This window comes from Polyangium sp. y55x31, assembly GCF_029946505.1.
Classification (GTDB): domain Bacteria; phylum Myxococcota_A; class Polyangia; order Polyangiales; family Polyangiaceae; genus Polyangium.
In genome coordinates, this window is the sequence record NZ_JARZHG010000002.1 from 197,570 (window position 1) to 219,766 (window position 22,197).

A 22,197-nucleotide genomic window follows, 5' to 3' on the forward strand; every position below is an offset into this window, starting at 1 on the left:
AGCGTCGTCTGGAGGTCCTGTCGTGAAACCTTCCTTCACACGCTGGTTCGTCGTTGCCGTCGGAATGCTCGTCGCAGGGGCTGCGTGTGCGCCCGCGCCGAAATCGGTGCCGTGTTCGAACCAGTCCGACTGCGAGGGCAAAAACGCAGCGTTTCAGTACTGCGCCGAAAACCGCTGCGTCGAGTGCGTGAGCGACGCGAGCTGCGGCATGGGCAATTCCTGTGTCGCCGGCCTCTGCCAGCGCTCCTGCAAGGACGGTCGGGATTGCCTCGCCGGCTACGTCTGCACGAGCGCCCGCTGCACGCACCTCTAGCCTTTCACGATCCGATGGCCCGCGCGAGCACCGCCGGCGCCGAGAGCCTTCCCGAGACCCGCTCGCGGCGGCGCAGCTCCGCCGCGTCCACGAGCATACGCCCGGCCCAGCGGTAGACGTTGAATTCGGAGACCATGCGGCGCATGGACGACATGCGCTCGCGTTGCTCGGCCTCGGACATGCGGAGCGCCGCGGCCATCGCGTCGCCGGCCTGGCCGAGGTCGTACGGATTGACGATGAGCGCCTCGGTCAGATCCCGCGCCGCCCCGGTGAACTGGCTCAGCACGAGCACGCCGAGCTCGTCGTCGCGCGCCGCGACGAACTCCTTGGCCACAAGGTTCATGCCGTCATGGAGGCTCGACACGTAACAAAGCTCGGCCGCGCGGTAATAACGGAAGACCGTCGGCGGCTCGTGGTGCGCGCGCAGGAGAATGATGGGACGGTAATCGCCCTTCCCCCACCGCGCGTTGATCTCATCCGCCAGGGCCTCGACGCGATCGTTGAGCTCCCGGTAGCGGGCAATCTTGGTGCGGCTCGGCGCGGCGAGCTGCACGAACGTGAAGCGGTCGCGGAATTCCGGATGACGTGAAAGCAGCTCGTCGACCGCCTGGAGGCGCTCCTCGATGCCCTTCGTGTAATCGAGGCGGTCGATGCCCACGCCGAGGAGCGCGTCCGCGGACAAGCCGAGCTCCTTGCGCACGGAGGCGCGACAGTCGGGGACGGACGGCAATTCTTCGAGCCAGTGCACGGGCCATTCGATGGAGATCGGGTACGGCCGGACCAGGCTCCGCCGCGCGCCCTGGACGATCGCGTTCGCCTCCCTGTCGATGCGGCTCTCCATGAACGTGTCGACCGCGTCGATGAAGTTGTTGCAATGCTCCCGCGTGTGAAATCCGACGATGCTCGATCCGAGCAGCCCCGAGATGATCTCCTCGCGCCAGGGGCAGATGCCGATACGCTCGGCGCTCGGCCAGGGGATGTGCCAGAAGGTCAGGATCGTCGCGCGCGGGAGGCGCTCGCGGATCATGCGGGGCGCGAGCGCGAAATGGTAGTCTTGCACCAGGATGATCGGGTCCTCGCTGTCGACCTCCTCGCAAACCGCGTCCGCGAACTTGCGGTTCACGCGGACGTAATGCTCCCAGTCCTCGGCGCGGAAGACGGGCCGCGCGTGCGCCACGTGGCAAAGCGGCCAGAGGCCCTCGTTCGAGAAACCGTAATAATACCCGTTCTCCTCGGCCTCGCTGAGCCAGACGCGGCGAATGCTGTAGGACTCCTCGCCGGGCGGGACTTTTACGTGGCCACGCGCGTCGGCGGTCTCCTTGTCGGCGCTGCCGCTGCCGTGCGCGACCCATACGCCCGAGCACGCGCGCATGACGGGCTCGAGCGCGGTCACGAGGCCACTCGCAGGGTGCTGGACACGCACGCCAGTCGGCGTTTTTTCGTGAATGTAGGGCTCGCGGTTCGCGAGGATGATGACGCGCTCGCCTTCGAGGTGCGTCGTGAGCGTGGATCGCAATCGCTCCGGGTTCCACGGGCCGCCCCGCGCCTCGCGGTCCCGCTCGCTGGCAAGGCGCCGGGCGAGCTCACGCACGTCCCCGACGAGCGGCTTGAAATCACGCGTGACCTCGCCCGACAAGGCGCGCCGTAGCTCCGAGGTCCACACGCGGAAGGCCAGCCGCTCCGCGATCATCGTGATGGTGGCGGCGCCGAGCGAGAGCACGAAAAACGCCACGAGGAGGAGGTTTCGCGTGGTCGCCTCGCGCCGCTCCAGATAGCTGAGATCGTGCACGAGCAGCACACGGCCGAGGGGTTTGCCCTCGGCCGCGACCGTGACGGCGCTGAGGTGCACGCGGCCGCCGGGCAGCGCTTCGGTCGTGGTCCAGGGGTTCGCCTCGGCGCCCTCCTGCTCGATTCTCGCGAGGACCCAGCGACAGCCGTAATCGAGCGGATAGGCGGACGTCGCGGCGAGGCGCTGTCCGTCGAGCGAACACGCGGCGACGCCCATCACGCGCTCGTCCCGGGTGATGTCCTCCAGCGCCTCCATGAGGCCCTCGCGCCCCTGTTCCCAGTTCCGCGCGAGCATCTGGTTCGTGGCGGTCACGACGAACAGCGACCGCGCGCGCAGGTCGCTTTCGAACCAGCGATGCGTCGTGCGTGTCAATGCGACGTACCCGACCCCGGTCACCAGGGCGAGCCCGAAGAGGAGGAGCAGCAGGAAACGCAGAAGGCGAGGCATCGATTTCCCCCGTTTCGTAGGCGAATCAATCGACGGGCAGGGTGTCCTCGGCGCTTCGTTTCGCCAGAAACACGAACATCGAGGGCACGAGGAAAAGCGACAGGAAGGTGGACGAAGCGAGGCCGCCGGTGACGGCGAGGGCGAGGGGGCGGTTCGACTCCGTGCCGTGTTCGAGGCCGAGCGCCGTCGGGAGCAAGCTGATGATGGTGGCGAGGCTCGTCATCGCGATCGGGCTGAACCGCGCGCGCCCGGCCTCCACGGCCGCGTCGAGGAGGTCTTTTCCTGCCTGGAAAGCGCGGTTCGCGTGGTCGACGAGCAGGATGCCATTCGAGACGGCGATGCCGATGACCATCAGGATGCCCATCAGCGCGGGAATGGAAAACCCTTCCCGCGCGCCGAGGAGCGCCGCGACGATGCCGACGAGGCACGCGGGGATCGTGAACAGCATGACGAGCGGGAGCCGCAGCGATTTGAATTGAATGGTCATGATCATGAAGACGACCATGACGGCGAGGCCGAGCGCGACGCCGAGGCCCCCGAAGGTCGTGCGCATGAGCTCGACCTGTCCGGCCATGGCGAATCGCACGTCGCGGGTGCGCGGATCCTGCCGGAGGCGCGCTTCGAGGTCGGCGGCGGCGCTGCCGAGATCACGCCCCTCGGTCTGCATGAGGACGTGCGCGACGCGCTGGAGGTGGTTGCGCTCGATGGAGATCGGGCCCGCCGATCGCTCGATCGCGCCATAACTGCCGAGCGTGACGGCGCCCTTCGTCGTCGCGCGGATCGGGATCTCGCGGAGCCTGTCGGCCTCGTTCACGATCCCGCGGTCGTATGCGGTGACCACGTAATACGACTGGCCATTCGAACCGTCGACCCAGACCGAGGGGGCATTGATGTTGCCGAGCGTCGCTTCGAGCGTCGTCTGCGCGGCGGCGCGCGCGGTCACGCCCACGAGGCCGGCCTCCTGCCTGTCCGTGGCGAGGCGCAGCTCCGGGTAATCGAGCTCCAGCGTGGTGTAGATGTCCCGCACGCCCGGCACGGTCCGGGCGACCTCGGCGACGGCGCGCGCCTGGGCGTCGAGCTCTTCGAGGTTCTCGCCGCGCACTTCGACGACGAGCGGGGCCATGTATCCATTCGAGAAGACGCTGGCCACGAGCCCGCCGGGCGCCTGCAGGAACTCCACGCCGGGGAAACGACGCGAAAGGATGGCGCGCATCCGGTCGGCGATCTCGCGCTGCGAAGCTTTTCGTTTCTCGGGCGGCACGAGCGCGACGCGGAGGAATCCCATGTGCGGGCCGGCGTTCGGGCTGTTCATCTTCGCGCGGGCCTTGCTCGGGGCGCCGACGTTCATGAGCACGAGCTCGACCTCGTCCTTGGGCAATTCCTCCCGGAGCGCCTGCCCGATCTCCTGGAAGATCCGCGTCGATTCTTCGAGCGAGGTCCCGGGCGCGAGGCGCACGTAGACGCGCTCCATCGATTCGTCGATCTCGGGGAAAAACGCGCTCGGGAGCCGCGACGCGCCATACACGCTGCCGGCGACGAGCACCAAGGTCGCGAGGACGACGGCGCCCCGATGTTCGAGCGCCACGCGGAGCGCCGCCGCGTAAGCGCCCGCGAGCTTTTCGACGGCTCGTTCGAATGCACGGGCGAGTTTTCCCGGTTCGCCGTGGCCGAGCAGGTACCGGCAGGCGACGGGGGTCACGAGCATACTCACGAAGTACCCGGCGACCATCGCGGATGCGACGGTGAGCGCGAGCGGCGAGAAGAGCTTTTTCGCGAGGCCCGTCAGGAGGACGACCGGCAGGAGCACCGCAATGGTGCAGAGCGACGCGGCGAGCGCGGGCCCGGCGACGAGGTTCGCCCCGCGGAGCGCCGCCGTCGCGTCGTCGTCACCGGCGATTCGCCTGCGATGGATGGATTCGAGCACGACGACCGAGATGTCGACGAGCGGCCCCATGGCCAGCGTCAGCCCGCCCAAGGTGAAGGCGTTGAGGGATTGGCCGGTCGTGTAGAGGACGAGCAGGATGACGGCGAAGCTGAGCGGCACGGAGATGGCCGCGATGAGCACCGAGCGTCCGCTCTGGAGGAAGATCAGGATGACGCCCGCGATGAGGAAAAGCGCCTGCACGATCTCGCGCTGGAGCCCTTTCATCGCGCCCTCGACGAACGTCGATTGATCGAAGATGGGCTGCACGATCATCCCGGGCGGGAGCTCCGGCAGGTGCGCGAGCGCCTCGCGGATCGATTCGACGATCGCGACCGTGTTCCCGCCCGGGATCCGCAGCACGTTGAGGTAGACGGCCGGCTTTCCGTCGATCGAGACGAATTGCGTGGGGAGCGTGCCGCCGTCCTCGACCTTGGCCACGTCGCGCACGAGCACCGGATGCCCCGCGACGACCTTCACCACGGCCTCGCCGATATCGGAGACGCGCGGCGCGACCGCGTTCGTGTAGACGTTCGCCTCGAAGCCCGCGGCCATGAAGCGGCCCGAGGGCAAAAGCGCGTTCGCCTTGTCCACCGCGGCGGCGATCTCACCCGAGGTCACGCCGCGCGCCTCGGCGCGCACGGGGTCGACGACGACGTTGATCTGACGCTCGCGGCCGCCGTTCGGCGAAGCGCTGGCCACGCCCGGGATGCCCTCGATGATGGGCTCGACGGTGTTGACCGCGAAATCGTAGAGCTGCGGCCCGCTGAGCCCGCCTCCGTGGACGGCAATTTGAATGAGGGGAGCGTTGGAAGGATCGTATTGCAAGACGAACGGCGGCAGGACGCCGAGCGTCTTCGGGACGGACGACATCGCGAACGCGACCTGCTGCTGCACGAGCGATTGCGCGGCATTGAGGTCGGTGCCCCATTTCAGCCACACGTAGATGATGCTGAGGCTGTTTCTGGATTCGCTCTTGATGTGGTCGACGCCGGGCGTGGCGGCGATGAATTTTTCGAGCCGCCAGGTGATCGTCTTCTCGACGTCCTTGGGCCCGAGCCCCGAGGCGAGCGTGCCGACGATGAGCACGGGCGGCGTGAGCTCGGGGAAGGTGTCGACGGCCAAACGCGGCGTGACGACCGCGGAGAAGACCATCAGCGCAATGCTGACGACGAGCACCGCGAGCGGATTTCGCAACGCGAGGCGCGTCATCGGACCGCCCCTCCCGGAGGCGCGGGCGTGGAGACAGGCAGGAGCGACGGCACGGGCGCGGCGGCGCCTTCGACCTTGGCGCGCACGACGTCGCCATTGCGGAGGTGCGCCCGGCCTTCGAGCACGAGGAGCGATCCGGGCAGGATCGAGGGCTCGACGAACAGGCTCTTTCCCGTCTCGCCGAGGACCCGCACCGAGGCCTTTCGGGCGATTTCACCCTCGACGACGATCACGGTCGCCTTCGAGCCACGCACCGTCGCCGCGCGGAGGGGCATTTCGATGGCGGGCTCCGGCGCGCCGACCTCGGCGAAGACCTCGGCCGTGGTGCCCACGGGCAGCGTGCGCTCCGGGTCGGGCACGTCGATTTCGACGTGCAGGGTGCGGGTCACGGGGTCCGCCGCCGGAGAGCGCCGCGCGATACGCGCGGTCATTTCTTTCCCCGTCGCGAGCAGGCGGAGCTTGACCTCGGCGCCCGGCGTGACCGCCTGGAAATCGACCTCGGGGACGTCCGCCGTGACGCGGACGATGCCGCGATCGACCATCGACACGAGCGCCGTGCCGGGCCGGACGAACGTGCCCGGATCGAGGCTCCTGCGCGTGATCTCCCCGTCGAACGGCGCCTTGAGCACGCAATCGTTCACCTCGAGGGCCTTGCCCGCGAGCTCGGCCCGGAGCGCCCGGAGCTGCGCTTCGGCCGCGGCGCTCTGCGCGGATTTTTGCTCGGCCTCGTTCTTCGAGACGAAACCGTCCTCGACGAGGCCCTGGACCCGCGCTGCCTCGCTCGCAATCGCGCGCTGCCGCTGGTCGAGCGCGCGGGCCTGCATGGCGACGCTCTGGCTCTCCGTGGACGCGCTCCTGCAATCGAGGGTCGCAAGGACCTGACCACGCTTGACGACGTCGCCGGGGCGCACGAGCACCGTCTCGACGTAGGCCGAGACGAGCTGCGGGCCGATGTTCGCCTCCTGCCACGGCGCGAGCGTGCCCACGAAGCGGCGCGTGGGCCGGTACGTCGCCTCGCGCGCGGGCACGACCGTCGCGCCCTTGGGCTGCGCGGAGAGCGGCGTCACGTCCGACGAATTCGCCCGATGAAGCAGCGCCGCGCCGCCGCCGAGCGCCACGAGCAGCATGACGCCGAGCGCGCCCAATACCCGCCGATCCATTCGCTTCATCAGCGCACCTCCGCCACGGCCCGACGGAGCGCGGCCCGCGCCCTCGCCACGGCAAACCCGCCGACCGCCCGCTCGACCTCGGCCTCGACGCGTAATGTCTCGGCGTCGACGAGGTCGAGCATCGTGCCGAGGCCGGCCTTGAACCGCGCCTCGGCCTGCTCGTGGTTGACCCGCGCCGCCGTCGCCGCGCGCTCCAGGGCGACGAGCGCCTGCCGCGCGGCCACGAGGCCGAGGTAGGCCTGCCGGACGGCCGCCTCCTGCGCCGCGCGTGTGGCCTGGAGCTCCGCGGCGCGCACGTCCTCGACCTCGCGGAGCGCGTCACGGCGGGCCGCGAGAACCGGATCGTAGAGCGGGACGCTCAGCACCACGCCGACGTCCCAGTTCGGCACGAGCGGCGCGAAGCCATGCCCGCCCACGGTCGATCCATTCGAGGGCGGCGCGCCGCCCGCGCGCCCCGAGATCGCGGCGGTCAGGAAGACATCGGGCCGCATCTGCGCCGCGGCCGCGCGCGTCTCGGCCTTCGCGAGGTCGACGCGCGCCTTGGCCTCCTGGATCTCGGCGCCGCCGTCCCGCGCCCGTTCGAGCAGCTCGTCGAGCGACCCGAGCGCCTCGTCCTCGCCCGCCTCGCCGCCCGCGTCGAGCGCCGCGTCCGGCACGCCCACGACCGCCGCGAAGACGGCCTGCGCGGCGGCGAGCGAGCCCTGGGCCCGCACCTTCGCGACCTCGAACCGCGCGACCTCGGCCTCGGCGCGGGCGAGATCCACGGGCGTTCGAAGGCCCGCGTCGACGCCCGCGCGCGCCGCATCCCGATGGGTCGAGGCCCTCGCCGCCGCTTCGTCGGCCGCTTGCGCCACCGATTTCGCCGCGCGCACCGCCCAGTACGCCTCGGTGACCTCGAGCGCGACGTCGAGCTTCGCGCCTTCGGCCCGCTGCCGTTCGAGCTCGGCCTGGGCATCGACGGCCGCCGCTTGTGCTGCGATCCGGCCGAAATCGAAGATCTCCTGCCGCAGGCCGACCGCGACGAGCGTCGAGGCATACGGCGTGAAGTCCGGCTCGGCCGAGATGCGGGTCGCGCCGATCCGCGGCAAGTCGACACGAGGGTTCGAGAGGATGGTCGCCGTGGAGTTGTTGACCGTCGAGCCGATCACCTGAGCCGTGGCGCCGACCGAAGGGAGCCACTGCGCCCAGGGCACCCGCGCCGCGGCCTGCGCGGCCTGCACCCGCGCGCGGGCCGCGACGAGATCCGGGTTGCGCTTCTCGGCGTACGTGATCGCCTCGCGCAACGAAAACGCCCGCGGCGGCGGGGACGCGGCCAGGGCGGCGGGTTCTCGTGCGGGCGAAGCCCGCGGCGCGAGCAAGAGGCCAAGCGAAAGCAGAGCCATCCAGCGCCGCCGTACGACGCGATCCCCGTGAAGCATGCGTGCCGTATGAGCACCAACGATGCCAAGCGCGCGGCGCGCCGAATCGCCCGGGATCCGGGCGTGGAGCCGAGGGCGCGGGATGGGAAAAATTCCAAGCCGGGCAGGGAAAATTTCCCTGCCCGCGCGCCCGGTCCCGCGCAGGATAGAGCTTCGTCCCGCGGTGGCATGCGCGCTGCAATCGGCGGATCCGCCGCGGGAAGCCGCCCTCGCCATGCGATCGCCCTCGCCTCCCATGCCCCTCCGGACGCTCCCCTCGCGGATCACACGGGCGATCCGGCGCGGATGGCTCGTCTGGACGGCGGCGCTCGGGGTGCTCGCCATCACGACGCTCGCGCTGCTCGACGAGCAACGCGAGTTCGAAGGCGCACTCGTGGCCCTCGCGCGGCAGCAGCAGATGCTCGCGCTCCTCCTGTCGGACGAGCTCGGCGCGCGGCTCTCCGCGGTCCGGCGTGATGCCCTGCTCGTCGCGGACGACGTGTCGGCCGGCCACGGCCCCTCGATGGGGATGCGAAAGGCCTATCCGAGCATCGAGGTGCGTTCGTCGGAGAGCGCGCCGAGCGTACGCCCGCCGCGAACGATGTCGGTACGCGTGCCCTCGACCGAAGGCAGAACGGTCGAGCTGACGGTGCCCGTCGCGTGGCTCATGGGCCCTTCGGCGCGGATCGAGCGCCCGGAGGAGCTGGTCGTCCTGGTCCGGCCGCCGGACGAGGCGCTCTGGCAAGCGGCCGACGGGCGGCAGATCGAGAGCGCGCCGCTCGCACACGCGGTGGAGGATGGTCACGACACGACGCGGCTCGAACGAGACGACGCGGTCGCGCTGGGGCTGCCGAATCGCCGGGCCGTGGCCGCCGTCGCGGCGACCGACGCCGGGCCCCTCGGCCGGTGGACGACCGCGGTGGTGGCGAGCGCGTCGCAAGAGCGGGATCGATGGGATCGGGCTCGCGGCCGCTTGCTCATCGGCGTGCTCGTGCCGTGCGCGCTCATCGTGGCGTTCGGCGCGACGGCCTTACGGCGGCAGCGGCGCGAGCTCGAGCTCGAAAAGCAGCTCGCCCTGGCCGCGCTGGTGCGCGAAAGCGACGAGCGGCTGGCGCGGGCGAGCCGCGCGGCCACGACGGGGACGCTGGCCATGGGGATCGCGCACGAGATCTCGACGCCGCTCGGGGTCATCGTCGGACGCGCCGAGCAACTCGCGGCCCGCGTCGGCGAGGATCCGAAAGCGGCACGCGCCGTGCGCACCATCAACGAGCAAGCCGATCGCATCACCCAGGTCGTGCGGGGCTTCCTCGACCTCGCACGCGGCGGCTCCCCATCGCTGCGCCCCGTCGATCCAGGCGACGTCGCGCGCGGGGCGCTCCGGCTCGTCGAGCACCGGTTCGTCGCCGCGCAGGTCGCGCTCGTGACGGTCGTGGACGAAGGGTTGCCCACGCTGGCAGGGGATCTTCGCCTGCTCGAACACGCGGTCGTGAACCTCTTGCTCAATGCCTGCGAGGCATCGAGCCCCGGGACGAACGTCGCGCTCTCGGTGCGCGCCGCGGACGCAGGTGTCGATTTCATCGTCGAGGATCGCGGCGCGGGCATCCGGCCCGAGGACATCGCCCGCGCGACGGAGCCATTTTTCACGACGAAACCCGAGGGCTCGGGCCTCGGCCTCGCGATCGTCCACGAAATCGTGAACATCCACCGCGGCTCGCTCGCGCTCGAACCCCACGAGGGCGGCGGCACCCGCGCGCGCATCCACGTGCCTGCCCAAGGCGAGGAGTGCTCCGATGCCTGATCGATCCCCCACCCCGCACGTCGTCATCGTGGACGACAAGATCGAAATGGCCGAGATGCTGGCCGACGGCCTCGCCGAGCACGGTTATTCGGCATTCGCCGTGGCCACGGGAAAACAAGCGCTCGCGCGGATCGAGGCCGAGCCCATCGACGCCCTCGTCACGGACCTGCGCATGCCCGGCATGGACGGCATCGAGCTCCTGACCGCCGCGCGCCGCGCCGTGCCAGACCTGCCGGTCCTCGTGATGACCGCATACGGCGCCCTGGAGACCGCGATCGAGTCGATCCGGCGCGGCGCATACCATTACCTGACAAAACCCTTCAAGCTCGACGAGCTCATCGTGTACCTGGGCCGCGCCCTCGACGAGTCGCGCGTCCGGCGCGAGGCCCGCACGCTACGAAAATCGCTGCGCGACGAGGCCACGAAGGCAGGCATCATCGCGAAGAGCCCGGCCATGCGCGCGGCACTCGACGTGCTCGCCCGCGTGGCGCCGAGCGACGCGCCCGTGCTGCTCATGGGGCCCACCGGCGCGGGAAAAGGCCTGCTCGCCCGATATCTGCATGCGGAGAGCCGCCGCGCGCGAGGCCCGTTCGTCACGGTGAACTGCGCCGCGCTGCCCGAGCCGCTGCTCGAAAGCGAGCTCTTCGGCCACGCCAAAGGCGCCTTCACAGGCGCGACCACGCGCCGCAGCGGTCTCTTCGCCGAAGCCGAAGGAGGCACCATCTTCCTCGACGAGATCGGCGAAATGGCGCAAGCCCTGCAGGCGAAATTGCTCGACGTGCTCGAGAGGCGTGTCGTCCGCCCCGTCGGCTCGACGAAAGAAACAGCCATCGACGTGCGAATCGTCACGGCCACACACCGCGACCTGCGCCGCCGCGTCACCGAAGGTCTCTTCCGCGAGGATCTGCTCTACCGGCTCGACGTCGTCCCCGTGCACGTGCCGCCCTTGCGCGAGCGTCGCGAGGACCTCCCCGAGCTCGCCGCGGATCTGCTCGAAAAAGCACGCGCGCGCCACCCGACCTCCCGCGTCGAGCGTCTGTCGCGCGAATGCATGCTGGCCATGCTGGACTATCCCTGGCCCGGCAACGTGCGGGAGCTCGCCCACGCCGTGGAGCGCCTCGTGCTGCTCGGTCGCTCGGCCGAGGCACAATTCGCCGACGCGGCGCTGCCACAAGCCGTCGCGGAGGGCACACCGGGCCTGCATTTCGCCGGGCCCGTGCTGCCCCTGCGCGAGGTGCAGCAACGTTATGCCCGCTTCGCCCTCGCCGAGCTCGGCGGGAACAAGTCGCGCACGGCCGATCGGCTGGGGATCGACGTGAAGACGCTCGGAAAATACCTCGCGGACGACGGCCCGGAATGAGCCGCGTGGACAAACGCGTCACCGCCGCTGCCAGGGAAAACGTCCGGACAGCTCGACTTCGAGGGCCCAGCTCAAGAACGTCCGTACGAGCACGATGATGACGAGGACGCCGACGCTGCTGAACGTCGGGCGGATGGCGACCGTGCGGATGATGTCGCCGGCCACGAGCAATTCGAGCCCGAGCAGGATGGCCCGGCCCACGGTCTCCCGGAACTCGTGATACGCGTCGCCGGGCAAGGATCGCACGGCGGCCCGGTGAAGGACTCTTCCCGTCGCCGAGACGACGCCCAGCGCGATCACCGCCACGCCGGCCGCGTCGATGAGCGTCCCGGTCCAACGAATGGTGGTATCGAGCTCCATGGCAGCGCTGGGCTCGCTCGGCGCGAGCTCCTTGCGCGCTGGGTAGGCAATGCGTGGGCCAGGCGCCAGCCGAGCCGATCAGCTCGGCCCGAGCCGTCGAATCGCGTACGAAAGGCCGTCGCGCAACGTGGCCAGCGTGCGCACGCGCGTGAGGTCGAGGCCGAGGGAGACCATGGTCTGGGCGACGGTGGGCCGGATTCCGGTGATGATGCCCTCGGCGCCGAGGAGGCGGACGGCGCGCAGGATGTCGAGCATATGCGCCGCTGTCGCCGTGTCGACCACTTCGACGCCCGTCAGGTCGAGGATCGCGAAACGCGCCTGCGTGCGCGAGACCGCGGCGAGGAGGTCGTCCGTGACCCGCGCGGCGCGACGGCTGTCGACGACGCCCACCATGGGGAGCGTGAGGACATGATCCCAGACCTGGATGACCGGCGTCTCCAGATTGAGGATCACCTCCTGCTGCCGTTCGATCAGGGCGAGCTTTGCCTGGATCTCCTTTTGGGCATGGTGCGCCTCGGTGATGTTCACGCTCATGCCGATGACCTCGGAGACGCGCTTGTCCTCCTCGGTCACCGGGACCATCCAGTGCTCCCAGATGATGTCCTCGCCATCGTCGATCACGTGAATGGGGTTGCCCGCGAGCGCGCGAGCCACGTGGTCTGTGGGATAGAGTTCGAGGAAATTCTGTCCGATGAGCTGCCCGCGCGTGATGCCCGCCGAATCCGAGCCGCGGCCATCGTGGAAGGTGCATACGCCTTTCGAATCGACTGCCCAGACCACCACGTCGAGATTGTCGAGGAGCCCCTGGAGGAGCCGCGCCATCCGGAGCTTCTCCTTTTCGGCGGCCGTGCGTTGCTCGTCGGCGTGTTGCCGGCGCTGGCGTTCGAGTTCGTATCGCTTGCGCTCGCCGATGTCGCAAAACACGACCACAGCGCCGAGGAGCTCGCCCTCTTCGTTGCGAATGGGGCGGCCGGAAACCGCCACGGACACGCCCTGGGGCTGCCGCTCGCTCCGCATGCAGATTTCCACGCCGTCCGTGACCTCTCCGCGCAGGGCGCGGGCCAGGGGCAAGTCGTTCAGGGGGAACGGGGTCACGCCGTCCGGCAGGTAGGCGCCATAACGCGACCAGTCCGAAGCGTCGGCGCCGCTCGGACCTTGCCCGACCATCACCTCCGCTGCGGCATTGAAGTAGAGAAGCCGCCCCTCTCGGTTGCAAAGGATGATGCCGTCGCCGAGGGTGTGAAGCGCCGCCCTGAAGAGCGAAAGCTCGCCCTCGGGGTCGGGGGTGCTTCCCGCACGATGCGGTTCCTTCCCGGTAGACTCCATCGCCGCGAGGCGTGCCTCCAGCTCGGCGACCCGCGCGCGCAGCGCCGCGCACTCCTCTTCCAAACCAGTATGCACCATGAAGTCCTTCCCTGTGCCCAGGTACGATGATCTCCCGATCCTCAATCCGATGTCGGAGCCGCCTCGCCTCGGGGGAGCATGGATGGCGGGCGAGCTTCGGGGGCCGAGGAGGGCCGCGCGAAACGAATGGGGAGTTTTTCGACCCCGCGCACCACGAAAGCGTCCCGCCACACGAGCTTCGAGGTGGCCAGCGCGGGCTCGGACAGGCGCTCGAGCAGGCGTGGAAACGCGACACGCGCCTCGAGGCGGGCGAGCGGCGCTCCGATGCAGTAATGAATCCCGTTGCCGAAGGCGATGTGCCGGTTGTCTTGCCGGTGGATGTCGAAACGAGCCGGATCGGGGAACACCCGCGGATCACGATTCGCCGCGGCAATCATGAGGAAGACACGCGAGCCGGCGAGGATGCGCTTGCCTGAAAGCTCGACGTCCTCCGAGGCGACGCGCGCCATCATGAGCAGCGGCCCGTCCCAGCGCAGCATCTCTTCGATGGCAGAGCTCATCAGCGTGGTGTCGGCGCGCCGCTCCCGCAGCTCGGCAAGCGCCTTCGGGTGGCGGAGGAGCGCGATCATGCCGTTGCCGATGAGGTGCGTCGTGGTCTCGTGCCCTGCGAAGAAAAGGAGCGCGCAGCAGGCGAACAGCTCCGCCGCGCTCAGGAAGTCGCCCTGCTCCTCGGCCGCGATGAGGCGCGAGAGCATGTCCTCCCGCGGGCGCCGGCGACGCTCCGCGACGACTTCCTCGAAATAGGACGTCATGGCGCGGAGCCCGCCGGCGGCAATCGCGTATTTGTTGGCGAGCGTGCGCGACTGGACGATGAACGCGCCCAGCTCGTCGGACCACTTCTTCAGCAAAGGGACGTCGGCGCGCGGCACGCCGAAGAGCTCGGCGATCATCGTCGCGGAGAGGGGATAAGCGAAGTCGGCGATCACGTCCATTTCGCCGCGCTCGAGCGCCGCATCGATCAGCTCGTCGGCGAGCGCGCGCACGCGCGGCTCGAGCGCCAGGATCGATTGCAACGTCATGGCCTTGTTCATGAGGCTGCGGAGCCGGGTGTGCACCGGTGGCTCGTTGAAGGAGGCCCACATCGAGAGGCCCTCGACGAGGGATTGCACCGCCTCGCGCTCCGGACCCTTGAAGTGGGCCAGGAACGGGCGCACACGATCGGCCGACAGCCGCGGATCACGCAGCGAGGCGCGCACGTGCTCATGACGCGTGAGCACCCAGCCATGGAGCTTCTCACTCCAGAAGACGGGCTCGTGCTCCATCAAGGAAAGGAGCGCCGGAAATGGATCCTCGATGAAGTCCGGATGACGCGGGTCGAAGGATGACTCCATGGTCCCTCCTAGCGCGTGCACGGTGAAGTGGTCCGTGCGCGAATGCTTGGTGACGTCGTCTCGATCTCGCGATGCCGCGCTGGCCGCGTCATGGCTCGCGCACCCCCTCGACGACGACGTGATGCAGGCCGACGTCGGTGGGAAGCAGGCGCGCCAGGCGGAAGCCCGCCGCGGCCATCAGATCCCGGTGCTCTTGCTCGGTGCGCATGCGCCCTCCGACCACCGTGAGGAGGTGGACGTCGAGCAGCTCAGCGGGCGCAGAGAGGCCGATCACGGACTCGATGACCAGGATCCGCCCGCCCGGCGGGAGCGCGCGGTGACAACTCTTCAGGATCCGAATCGCCGCGTCGTCGTCCCAGTTGCAAATGATGTGCTTGAGCATGTGGACGTCGGCGCTGGGGACAGCCTCGAAGAAGTCACCGGCGACGACCTTGCAACGCGCCGCGACCGCGCTCGCGGCGATCCGCGACCGCGCCCCCTCGATGATATGCGGCTGATCGAAGAGGAGCCCCTGAAGCTCCGGGTTCCTCTCGAGGACGGCCACGAGAAGGCTGCCGTGCCCACCGCCGACGTCGACCACCGTGCGAAACGCGGAGAAGTCGTAGCGGGCGGCGGCCGCGGTGGTGTCGACGTAGGTGAAGCTGGTCATCGCCTTGTCGAACAGTTGCGCGTCCTCGGGGTGGCCCGCGAGATAAGGATAAAGCGGCGCGCCGAAGACGTGCTCGACGGCCGTCTTCCCGGACTGCACGCTGGAGAGCAGATCGAGCCAGGCGCGCGCGTAGACATCGCCGCCGAACAGCAAAACGAAGTCGCGCATGGAGCCTGGGGCGCTCGTGCGCAGGGTCGCGCCGAGGGGGGTCGAGGCAAACCGCTTCTCCGGTAGCTCGGTGAAAACCCCTGCCCCGGCGAGGGCCCGGAGCATCCGATAGAGCGCGCCCGCGTCGACCCCCAGGGAGGCGGCGAGATCATCGCTGCTCCGCGGGCCATCCTCGATCGAGTCGGCGATTCCCAGCTTGGCGGCGACGTAGATCATCCGCGAGATCCACATGTTGAACACGCTCAAGGAGCGCATTTGCACCGAGAGGTCGTTCGTTCCGACAGCGTTGTTCATGGCTGACTCCTCATGGAGCGCAGGAGAGGTCGAGCGCCGCTGCTCTCACTTCGAAAGAACCGCCCTCAGGGGTCGGGCGAAGGACGGGAAAGGTCGGCGTGGGGTGTCGATACCTGGACAGGAAAGGGACGGGCCGATTGCCTTACATGCGCTTTGCGGCAACGTGCCTGTAGTCAGGCAAAATTGTCAAGCCAGGAAGCGCCGCAGGGGGCCAGCCTCTCCAGCCATGGGAACCCGCCGCACAATCGAGGCATCGCCTCGTACCGCGCGTGGGATCACTTCGGCGCAGCAGCGTTCACCGTCTCGCCCTCGGCGGGACGCGCCTTCGCGGCCTCTTCGGCGACCTTCTTGAAGTTGCCGAGGCCATTCTCGAAGTCCTTCCCGATCATCGCATCCATGTCCATGAACAGGCAAAACGCCTTCCCGATGAAATCGTTCTCGCCGTTCATGAACCAGGTGATCTTCGTCTCCTGACCCGCCGCCGCCACCGTGAATCCATTGTCGGCCTTGGATTCGAAAGGCTTCAGGAATTCCAGCTTGATGTCCACCCGCTCGTTCGGCTTGATCGCGGTGATGGTCATCCGGCCCGCCCCGACCTCGTCGTTGCCCTCCCATTCGTAGATGGCGCCGACCTCGCCCTGGTTGCCGGTGAACGTCGTCTTCATGTTCGGATCGAGCTTCATCCAGGGAGCCCACGCCCCCCAGGTCCGAAAATCCTTGACCTTGGTGAACACGAGGTCCAATGGCGCCGCGATGGTGGCGTGGCGCTCGACGCGATACGTGGACGGGCGCGTCGCGATCACGATCAAGAGCACGGCAATCACGGCCGCGAGTCCAATGCCCACGCGAATGGCGACTTTCTTCAAGGAGTCCTCCAGGGTGTAGGGACAAACCTTGCTACGGCCGGACCGCAGACGCGTCAAGAATGGAAAACGTTCGTCGTAGCAAAACCCGGCGTCAACCGGCCGACGCGCGACGCCGGCGGCGTTTGCCATCCGTCCACGCACGAAGCGCGAATCGAAGAGGACGACCGCCCGTGAGCGCCGAGGCCACGTCCCACAAAGAGACGATTTCACTCGTGCCACGCGGATGGACGAACCAGACCGGCTCCCACGCCTCGGGCGCAAAGCGCGCCCGGAAGACGCGCAGGCCCTCGAAATCGTAGACGTTATGCCCGAGGCGCCGCAAGATCCGCAGGGGATGCGGCAAGGGCCCCGCGAACGGAACCAGGCCCATCGTCACCCGCCTGCACCCCGCGACGGCGAGCCATCGCATCGCCGCATCCACGAGGAGCTCCACGGTCCCGTTCGGCGCGTCGTCCGCGCGCAGAATGTCCTCGAAAAACCAGCCGCCTCGGCCGGGCACCGGCACCGCCGCGAGCAAGCCGACCAATCGATCGCCCCGCTCGGCCACGACGTAAAGCCGCTCGGACGGCCGGTAAAAGAGGTCCACCGCGAGCAAGAAGCCGAGCGGCCCGCCCCGCCGCCCCGCCAGCCATCCCGCCGCGAGCGCCGCGATCGAAGCCCCGAGCTCGCCCCCGAGCTCCTGCGCAGAAGCCACGCGCGCCCGAACACCTTTGGCCCGCGCGCGGCGGATCTGCTCGCGGAGGCTCCTGCGCCCGGCGAGCACGCGATCCCATTGCAGCGGATCCCAGATCGGCTGTCGGCCCAGGGGCAATCGCTCGAAAAAGGTGTCGTGCGGAAACGCCTCGACCGCACAAAACCCGGCGCGTCGCCCCGCCGCGCGCGCAGCCTGCACGAAAGCGCGCGCCACACGCCCCGTATCCTCGGGCGCGCAAAGCGGCGAGCCGACCGCGAGCCAAGCCCGGCCCGTATCCGCGAAAGCGACCCAGGCCCCCGCGCCGTCACTCCAAGCGCGCATCCCGGGCGCGAGGGACTGAAACGCCACGGTATCGCGCCCGAAGCAAAACACGGCCTCGGCGAGCGTGCTCGGCGCGGCGGCGCGCGGGGGAGGCGGCGCCGGGACCTCCGGGAAGCGGATCATGCCTTGCGCGAGCGCGACGGGGCAGGATCCCCTTCGAAAAACATGGGCGCAGGGCCATCGGACGCGCCAATGGCCGCAGCCACCCGCCCGAGGCCCCTCGCCAGGACCGCGCGCTCCTCCTCGGGCAAATCAGCGAGCGCCGCGATGAGCCTGACCTGGATCGGCTCCGGAGCCTCGCGCAAGAGCGCAGTCCCGGCAGGTGTGATGGCAATCTCAGCCCGGCGCGCATCCTCCGGAGAGGCGCGGCGGACCACGAGGCCCCGATCGACGAGGCGCGCGACCACAGCAGAGACGGAGCTCGGATCCGTGGCCGTACGAGCAGCAAGCTCGGCGATGGAAAAGCTCCCGCCACTCGCAAGCTCGCCAAGGACGAAAAGCTGCGCCCCGCTCACGCCATGCGCCCTCTCCACAGCCGTAGCCGAGAGCCTGAGCGCCCGCACCACGCGCCGGAGGGCATCAAGCGCCGCGCCCACATCGGGGTCGGACGTGGCCGCCTCCGGTTTCGATCCATGGGATCCCATGCTTTCTCCGACAAGGTAGAGCCGGACGGGCCCGCCGGCAACCACCCGGCGCAGGGGATTCTCGTGAGCCCACGAACCGATATGCTCTGCACATGCGCGCCCTGGTCCTGACCGAGCCCCACCGCCCACTCGAGCTCGTCGAGCGTCCCGACCCCACGCCCGGCCCAGGCCAAGTGCTCCTCGGCGTGCGAGCCTGCGCAGTCTGCCGGACAGACCTCCACATCCTCGACGGCGAGCTCGCCGACCCCAAACTCCCCCTCATACCCGGCCATCAAATCGTGGGCAAAGTTCTCGCAGAAGTGCCGCTCCCAGGCCATCCCCCCCGCTTTTCCCCCGGCGCGCGTGTAGGCGTGCCCTGGCTCGGCTTCACCTGCGGAAAATGCGCCCACTGCCTCGCCGGCCGCGAGAACCTGTGCGACCAAGCGCGCTTCACCGGCTACCAGATCGACGGCGGATTCGCCGAGCGAGCCGTCGCCGACGCCCGCTATTGTTTCCCCATCCCAGAAGGATACCCAGACCTGCAAGCAGCCCCATTGCTCTGCGCCGGTCTCATCGGCTATCGAACGCTACGAATGGCAGGAGACGCCGAGCGCATCGGCATCTACGGATTCGGCGCAGCAGCACATCTCGTGGTGCAAGTAGCGCGATACCAGGGGCGGCGCGTGTTCGGCTTCGTGAGGGAGGGCGACGAGAAGGCAAAAGAATTCGCCCTGCACATGGGAGCAGAATGGGCAGGCGCATCGAACGAGCCGCCCCCCGTGGAGCTCGACGCGGCGTTGATCTTCGCGCCCGCGGGGGAGCTCGTGCCGGCCGCGCTGCGCGCCGTACGAAAAGGAGGGACCGTGGTCTGCGGAGGAATCCACATGAGCGACATCCCTTCGTTCCCGTATTCGATTCTATGGGGCGAGCGCGTGCTCAGGTCCGTAGCGAATCTGACGCGGAGAGACGGCGAGGAGTTCCTGGCGCTCGCGCCCCAGGTGCCCGTGCAGACCGAGGTGAACGTCTATCCGCTGGAAGAGGGCGCGGCGGCGCTCTCGGATTTACGGCACGGGCGATTCTCGGGGGCCGCAGTCCTGGTGGTCGAGTAAGGGGGCGAAGCGTCGCGCCGGGGCGCCGCCCCGGACCCCGCGGGGGCTGTCCGCCCCTCGACCCGGACCAGCGCCAGCGCTGGACCATTTGGGGAAGAACTGCGCGATGCGCAGTTCTTCCCACAGGCCGGTGGCAAGACCATCGACGGCGTTGCCCATCGAACCGGCCCTGGTTGGCAGGATCGCTCGCCTGTCTTGACGCGGCCTGTTCGATGAACTGCGCATCGCGCAGTTCATCGACCCCGAGTCCAGCGCTTGCGCTGGTCCGGGTGCAGGGGCGGATAGCCCCTGCTGGGGCCTGGGGCAACGCCCCAGCGAATCGGCTTCGCTCAGCTCTTCGCCGCCTCCCCTTCCCCACCCCGCCGCCCCCTGCCATCCTCCCGTCGTGTCTCCGAGGCCGCGGCTCGTCTTCTTCGACGTCATGGACACGCTCGTCCGCGACCCCTTCCACGACGTCATGCCCTCCTTCCTCGGGATGACCCTGCCCGAGCTGCTCCGGTACAAGCACCCCACGGCCTGGGTCGACTTCGAGCTCGGGCGTATCGACGAGCGCACCTTCCTCGACCTGTTCCTGCCCGGTCGCTCCTTCGACGCCGAAGGCTTCTGCAAGGTCGTTCGCGAGAGCTACACCCTGCTCCCCGGCATCCACGAGCTACTCACGGACCTGCGCCGAAGCGCGCCCGACGTGCGGCTCTACGCACTCTCGAACTATCCACCCTGGTACGCCTGGATCGCAGAGCGCTGCGCACTCGACACGCTCCTCGACGGCGCGTTCGTCTCGTACGAGACCGGCGCACGCAAGCCCGATCCCGAGGCCTACCTCGTCCCCTGTCGAAGGCTCGCCGAGCAGCCCGAGCAGGCGCTCTTCATCGACGATCGCGACAAGAACTGCGAGGGCGCCCGCGCCGTCGGCATGCAAGCGATCGAGTTCGACGGCGCCGAGAAGCTACGCGAAGAGCTCGCGCGGCGTGGGCTCGTCGCGCCCTAGGCAAACACGCGCGCGGAATCTTGCAGGCCTTCCACCGCTGCTTCTATGCTGGCGCTGTTCTGCAGGGTTCATCCGCGGAGAGCCATGTACGCGTCGCTGATCGAGCACGTTGGGACGGGGAAAATGATTCGCCTCGAGCGACGCCTGTCGGGCGAGCCGTCGCTGCACGGGTACCTCCTCGGCCTCGGGCCCGAGCTCGGGCTCATCCACTGCTTCGATGACTTCGAACCCGACGGCTACACCCTCTTCCGCCTGGAAGACGTGCTCGCCCACGAGCGTGGCCCCCACGAAGAGCACTGGGACCGCATGCTCCGCAGCGAAGGCCTGCTCGGCGGGCTACGCCTGCCATTCGAGGTCGATCTCCGCGGCTTCCCCGCAGCGCTGCGCTCCATCCAGTCGCACCACGCCGACGTGATCGTCGAGTGCGAGGACGAGGGCGACGACGACGGCGACTTCTTCCTCGGTCGGCTGCTCGAGATCGGCGAGGAGACGATCGTGCTGCATTACGTGGACGCGCTCGGGCGCTGGGACGAGTCACCGACGCTGATCGCGGCCGAGCGGATCACGAAGGTGCAGTTCGACACGCCCTACCTGCGGCGCTTCATGCGGTACACGGACCCGTTCCCGACGCACTGAGCCGACCATAGAGGTGCGCATGGAGGCTCGCCGGTCGATCCCATCCCGGCGAGGCACGAAGCACACGACGGCGTAACGACGCGCCGTCCGAGGTGCCGAGGTGCGCAAGAGCGCGGCGGACCGCGAGGACGAGCGCGTCCGCGGTCGGCGCATCGAAGAGGAAAGCCGTTCCGCGGCCCGGATGCGCGTCTTCGTCGACGAGCGTGTCCACGAGGCCGCCCGTGCGCCGCGCGACGGGGACGGCGCCGTAGCGCTGGGCTTCGAGCTGCACGACGCCACAAGGCTCGAAGCGGGAGGGCATGATCAAGAGGTCCGCGGCCGCGAGGAGGCGACGCGCGCGCTCGTCGGAGACGGGGCCGAGGAAACGCGCATGCGCCGGGTGCGCGGCGGCCGCGTCGGCGAGGGCGCGTTCGAGCGGTTCGTCACCGGCGCCGGCCACGACGACGGTCACGCCGGCGCGGCAGAGCGCGGGGATCGCGGCCGCGACGAGGTCGGCGCCTTTCTGCGGGACGACGCGGCCGAGCGAGGCGACGAGCGGGCGCGTGCCCTCCGGATCGAGGCCGATCTCCGCGAGGAAGGCGCGCTTGCAGAGGGCCTTGCCCGCGAGATCGTCGGGGCCGAACGGCGCGGCGAGCGCCGGATCCCGCGCCGGATCCCAGGCCTCGACGTCGATGCCGTTGACGATGCCGAGCACGCCGCGGCCCTCGCGCAAAGCCCGCGCGCGGAGCACGCCGTCGAGCAGCTCGCCGTATGCAGGATCGAGGATCTCGCGCGCGTACGTGGGCGAGACCGTGGTGACGGCGTCGGCCGCGAGGATGCCGGCCTTGAGCAGGTTCACGCGGCCGTGGAACTCGAGTGCGTCGGGCCGGAAGTGCGAGGCATCGAGGCCGAGCAGCGCGAGCGTCTCCTCCGGGAAGATGCCCTGGAACGCGAGGTTGTGGATCGTGAGCACCGTGCGCGGGCGAGGGCCCGAAGCCTCGCGGAGGAGGTACGGGACGGCCGCGCCGGGCCAGTCGTGCACGTGCACGACGTCGAAGTCCCGGGCCATCGCCGCGGCGGCGCGCGCGAAGAGCGCGAAGCGACGCGCGTTCTCGTGCTCGCCGTCGCCCTCGCGGCCGTAGACGCCGAGGTGCGCGGGGACGTCGGGGATCGAGACGACACGCGCGCGGACGCCGGGCGCGATCGGGATCTGCGGATCGAGCGGCATGTTCGGAGGCGCGGGGATCACGACGGTGACGTCGTGGCCGAGGCGCGCGAGGGCGCGGGCTAGCCCGGCGACGCCGTCCGCGATGCCGCCGAAGCGGACGACGGGCGCGAGCTCGGCCGCGACGTGGAGGATCTTCACGGG

At 69.4% G+C, this 22,197-nt stretch carries 18 protein-coding genes; 6 read left to right on the top strand and 12 right to left on the bottom strand.

Features of this window, described 5'->3' with window-relative positions; genetic code table 11:
• Nucleotides 1-22: 22 nt before the first annotated feature.
• Nucleotides 23-313, top strand: coding sequence for a hypothetical protein (locus QHF84_RS04030; protein WP_281311823.1), 291 nt, complete (start codon nucleotides 23-25; stop codon nucleotides 311-313).
• Between the two features lie 4 nt (nucleotides 314-317).
• On the opposite strand, the gene QHF84_RS04035 is transcribed toward QHF84_RS04030, so the two are convergent.
• From QHF84_RS04035 to QHF84_RS04050, 4 genes are read right to left on the bottom strand one after another with little or no spacing between them, the layout of a single operon-like run.
• On the bottom strand, nucleotides 318-2,549 hold the full coding sequence (locus tag QHF84_RS04035) for a trehalose-6-phosphate synthase (protein WP_281311824.1): 2,232 nt from the start codon (nucleotides 2,547-2,549) through the stop codon (nucleotides 318-320).
• Between the two features lie 25 nt (nucleotides 2,550-2,574).
• Nucleotides 2,575-5,682: an efflux RND transporter permease subunit gene (locus tag QHF84_RS04040; protein ID WP_281311825.1), complete on the bottom strand. Its 3,108-nt coding sequence runs from the start codon at nucleotides 5,680-5,682 to the stop codon at nucleotides 2,575-2,577.
• Nucleotides 5,679-6,851, bottom strand: coding sequence for an efflux RND transporter periplasmic adaptor subunit (locus QHF84_RS04045; protein ID WP_281311826.1), 1,173 nt, complete (start codon nucleotides 6,849-6,851; stop codon nucleotides 5,679-5,681). The genes QHF84_RS04040 and QHF84_RS04045 overlap by 4 nt, the downstream gene beginning before the upstream one ends.
• A complete protein-coding gene (locus tag QHF84_RS04050; RefSeq protein ID WP_281311827.1) occupies nucleotides 6,851-8,233 on the bottom strand; it encodes a TolC family protein in 1,383 nt (460 codons plus the stop codon). Before QHF84_RS04050 ends, QHF84_RS04045 begins: the two co-directional genes overlap by 1 nt.
• A 271-nt stretch (nucleotides 8,234-8,504) precedes the next feature.
• On the opposite strand from QHF84_RS04050, the gene QHF84_RS04055 reads away from it, so the two are divergent.
• Nucleotides 8,505-10,046: an ATP-binding protein gene (locus QHF84_RS04055; RefSeq protein WP_281311828.1), complete on the top strand. Its 1,542-nt coding sequence runs from the start codon at nucleotides 8,505-8,507 to the stop codon at nucleotides 10,044-10,046.
• Nucleotides 10,039-11,406 (top strand): sigma-54 dependent transcriptional regulator, encoded by a 1,368-nt coding sequence (locus QHF84_RS04060; protein ID WP_281311829.1) that lies wholly within the window; start codon nucleotides 10,039-10,041, stop codon nucleotides 11,404-11,406. The genes QHF84_RS04055 and QHF84_RS04060 overlap by 8 nt, the downstream gene beginning before the upstream one ends.
• 18 nt (nucleotides 11,407-11,424) lie before the next feature.
• Here QHF84_RS04060 and QHF84_RS04065 read toward each other — a convergent pair whose 3' ends face one another.
• The 7 genes from QHF84_RS04065 to QHF84_RS04095 all read right to left on the bottom strand — a co-directional run bounded on the left by QHF84_RS04065 (nucleotide 11,425) and on the right by QHF84_RS04095 (nucleotide 18,137).
• Nucleotides 11,425-11,766, bottom strand: coding sequence for a DUF1622 domain-containing protein (locus tag QHF84_RS04065; RefSeq protein WP_281311830.1), 342 nt, complete (start codon nucleotides 11,764-11,766; stop codon nucleotides 11,425-11,427).
• Nucleotides 11,767-11,844: 78 nt separating this feature from the next.
• On the bottom strand, nucleotides 11,845-13,170 hold the full coding sequence (locus QHF84_RS04070) for a PAS domain-containing protein (protein ID WP_281311831.1): 1,326 nt from the start codon (nucleotides 13,168-13,170) through the stop codon (nucleotides 11,845-11,847).
• Nucleotides 13,171-13,211: 41 nt separating this feature from the next.
• Nucleotides 13,212-14,501, bottom strand: a complete 1,290-nt coding sequence (locus QHF84_RS04075) for a cytochrome P450 (RefSeq protein ID WP_281311832.1) — start codon at nucleotides 14,499-14,501, stop codon at nucleotides 13,212-13,214.
• An 88-nt stretch (nucleotides 14,502-14,589) separates the two neighbouring features.
• Nucleotides 14,590-15,612, bottom strand: coding sequence for a methyltransferase (locus QHF84_RS04080; RefSeq protein ID WP_281311833.1), 1,023 nt, complete (start codon nucleotides 15,610-15,612; stop codon nucleotides 14,590-14,592).
• A gap of 275 nt (nucleotides 15,613-15,887) precedes the next feature.
• A complete protein-coding gene (locus QHF84_RS04085; protein ID WP_281311834.1) occupies nucleotides 15,888-16,478 on the bottom strand; it encodes an SRPBCC family protein in 591 nt (196 codons plus the stop codon).
• 91 nt (nucleotides 16,479-16,569) lie between these two features.
• Nucleotides 16,570-17,616: a phosphatidylglycerol lysyltransferase domain-containing protein gene (locus QHF84_RS04090; protein ID WP_281311835.1), complete on the bottom strand. Its 1,047-nt coding sequence runs from the start codon at nucleotides 17,614-17,616 to the stop codon at nucleotides 16,570-16,572.
• Complete coding sequence (locus QHF84_RS04095) at nucleotides 17,613-18,137, bottom strand: MarR family winged helix-turn-helix transcriptional regulator (protein WP_281311836.1); 525 nt, start codon at nucleotides 18,135-18,137, stop codon at nucleotides 17,613-17,615. Before QHF84_RS04095 ends, QHF84_RS04090 begins: the two co-directional genes overlap by 4 nt.
• A gap of 92 nt (nucleotides 18,138-18,229) precedes the next feature.
• Here QHF84_RS04095 and QHF84_RS04100 point away from each other — a divergent pair, with 92 nt between their 5' ends.
• The 3 genes from QHF84_RS04100 (at nucleotide 18,230) to QHF84_RS04110 (ending at nucleotide 20,849) form a co-directional block, all read left to right on the top strand.
• Nucleotides 18,230-19,225, top strand: coding sequence for a zinc-dependent alcohol dehydrogenase family protein (locus tag QHF84_RS04100; RefSeq protein WP_281311837.1), 996 nt, complete (start codon nucleotides 18,230-18,232; stop codon nucleotides 19,223-19,225).
• A gap of 385 nt (nucleotides 19,226-19,610) precedes the next feature.
• On the top strand, nucleotides 19,611-20,213 hold the full coding sequence (locus QHF84_RS04105) for an HAD family phosphatase (RefSeq protein WP_281311838.1): 603 nt from the start codon (nucleotides 19,611-19,613) through the stop codon (nucleotides 20,211-20,213).
• 123 nt (nucleotides 20,214-20,336) lie between these two features.
• On the top strand, nucleotides 20,337-20,849 hold the full coding sequence (locus QHF84_RS04110; RefSeq protein ID WP_281311839.1) for a hypothetical protein: 513 nt from the start codon (nucleotides 20,337-20,339) through the stop codon (nucleotides 20,847-20,849).
• On the opposite strand, the gene QHF84_RS04115 is transcribed toward QHF84_RS04110, so the two are convergent.
• Nucleotides 20,815-22,194 carry a glycogen/starch synthase gene (locus tag QHF84_RS04115; protein ID WP_281311840.1) on the bottom strand — a complete coding sequence of 460 codons (1,380 nt, stop codon included), beginning with the start codon at nucleotides 22,192-22,194 and terminating at the stop codon, nucleotides 20,815-20,817. The two genes, QHF84_RS04110 and QHF84_RS04115, sit on opposite strands and share 35 nt — an antisense overlap.
• Between the last annotated feature and the right edge of the window lie 3 nt (nucleotides 22,195-22,197).

What these genes read in the sequence shown, in the direction of transcription:
- QHF84_RS04035 (WP_281311824.1), bottom strand. Translation starts at nt 2,549, where the DNA reads ATGCCTCGCCTTCTGCGTTTCCTGCTGCTCCTCCTCTTCGGGCTCGCC.
- QHF84_RS04040 (WP_281311825.1), bottom strand. Translation starts at nt 5,682, where the DNA reads ATGACGCGCCTCGCGTTGCGAAATCCGCTCGCGGTGCTCGTCGTCAGC.
- QHF84_RS04045 (WP_281311826.1), bottom strand. Translation starts at nt 6,851, where the DNA reads ATGAAGCGAATGGATCGGCGGGTATTGGGCGCGCTCGGCGTCATGCTG.
- QHF84_RS04050 (WP_281311827.1), bottom strand. Translation starts at nt 8,233, where the DNA reads ATGGCTCTGCTTTCGCTTGGCCTCTTGCTCGCGCCGCGGGCTTCGCCC.
- QHF84_RS04055 (WP_281311828.1), top strand. Translation starts at nt 8,505, where the DNA reads ATGCCCCTCCGGACGCTCCCCTCGCGGATCACACGGGCGATCCGGCGC.
- QHF84_RS04060 (WP_281311829.1), top strand. Translation starts at nt 10,039, where the DNA reads ATGCCTGATCGATCCCCCACCCCGCACGTCGTCATCGTGGACGACAAG.
- QHF84_RS04065 (WP_281311830.1), bottom strand. Translation starts at nt 11,766, where the DNA reads ATGGAGCTCGATACCACCATTCGTTGGACCGGGACGCTCATCGACGCG.
- QHF84_RS04070 (WP_281311831.1), bottom strand. Translation starts at nt 13,170, where the DNA reads ATGGTGCATACTGGTTTGGAAGAGGAGTGCGCGGCGCTGCGCGCGCGG.
- QHF84_RS04075 (WP_281311832.1), bottom strand. Translation starts at nt 14,501, where the DNA reads ATGGAGTCATCCTTCGACCCGCGTCATCCGGACTTCATCGAGGATCCA.
- QHF84_RS04080 (WP_281311833.1), bottom strand. Translation starts at nt 15,612, where the DNA reads ATGAACAACGCTGTCGGAACGAACGACCTCTCGGTGCAAATGCGCTCC.
- QHF84_RS04090 (WP_281311835.1), bottom strand. Translation starts at nt 17,616, where the DNA reads ATGATCCGCTTCCCGGAGGTCCCGGCGCCGCCTCCCCCGCGCGCCGCC.
- QHF84_RS04095 (WP_281311836.1), bottom strand. Translation starts at nt 18,137, where the DNA reads ATGGGATCCCATGGATCGAAACCGGAGGCGGCCACGTCCGACCCCGAT.
- QHF84_RS04100 (WP_281311837.1), top strand. Translation starts at nt 18,230, where the DNA reads ATGCGCGCCCTGGTCCTGACCGAGCCCCACCGCCCACTCGAGCTCGTC.
- QHF84_RS04110 (WP_281311839.1), top strand. Translation starts at nt 20,337, where the DNA reads ATGATTCGCCTCGAGCGACGCCTGTCGGGCGAGCCGTCGCTGCACGGG.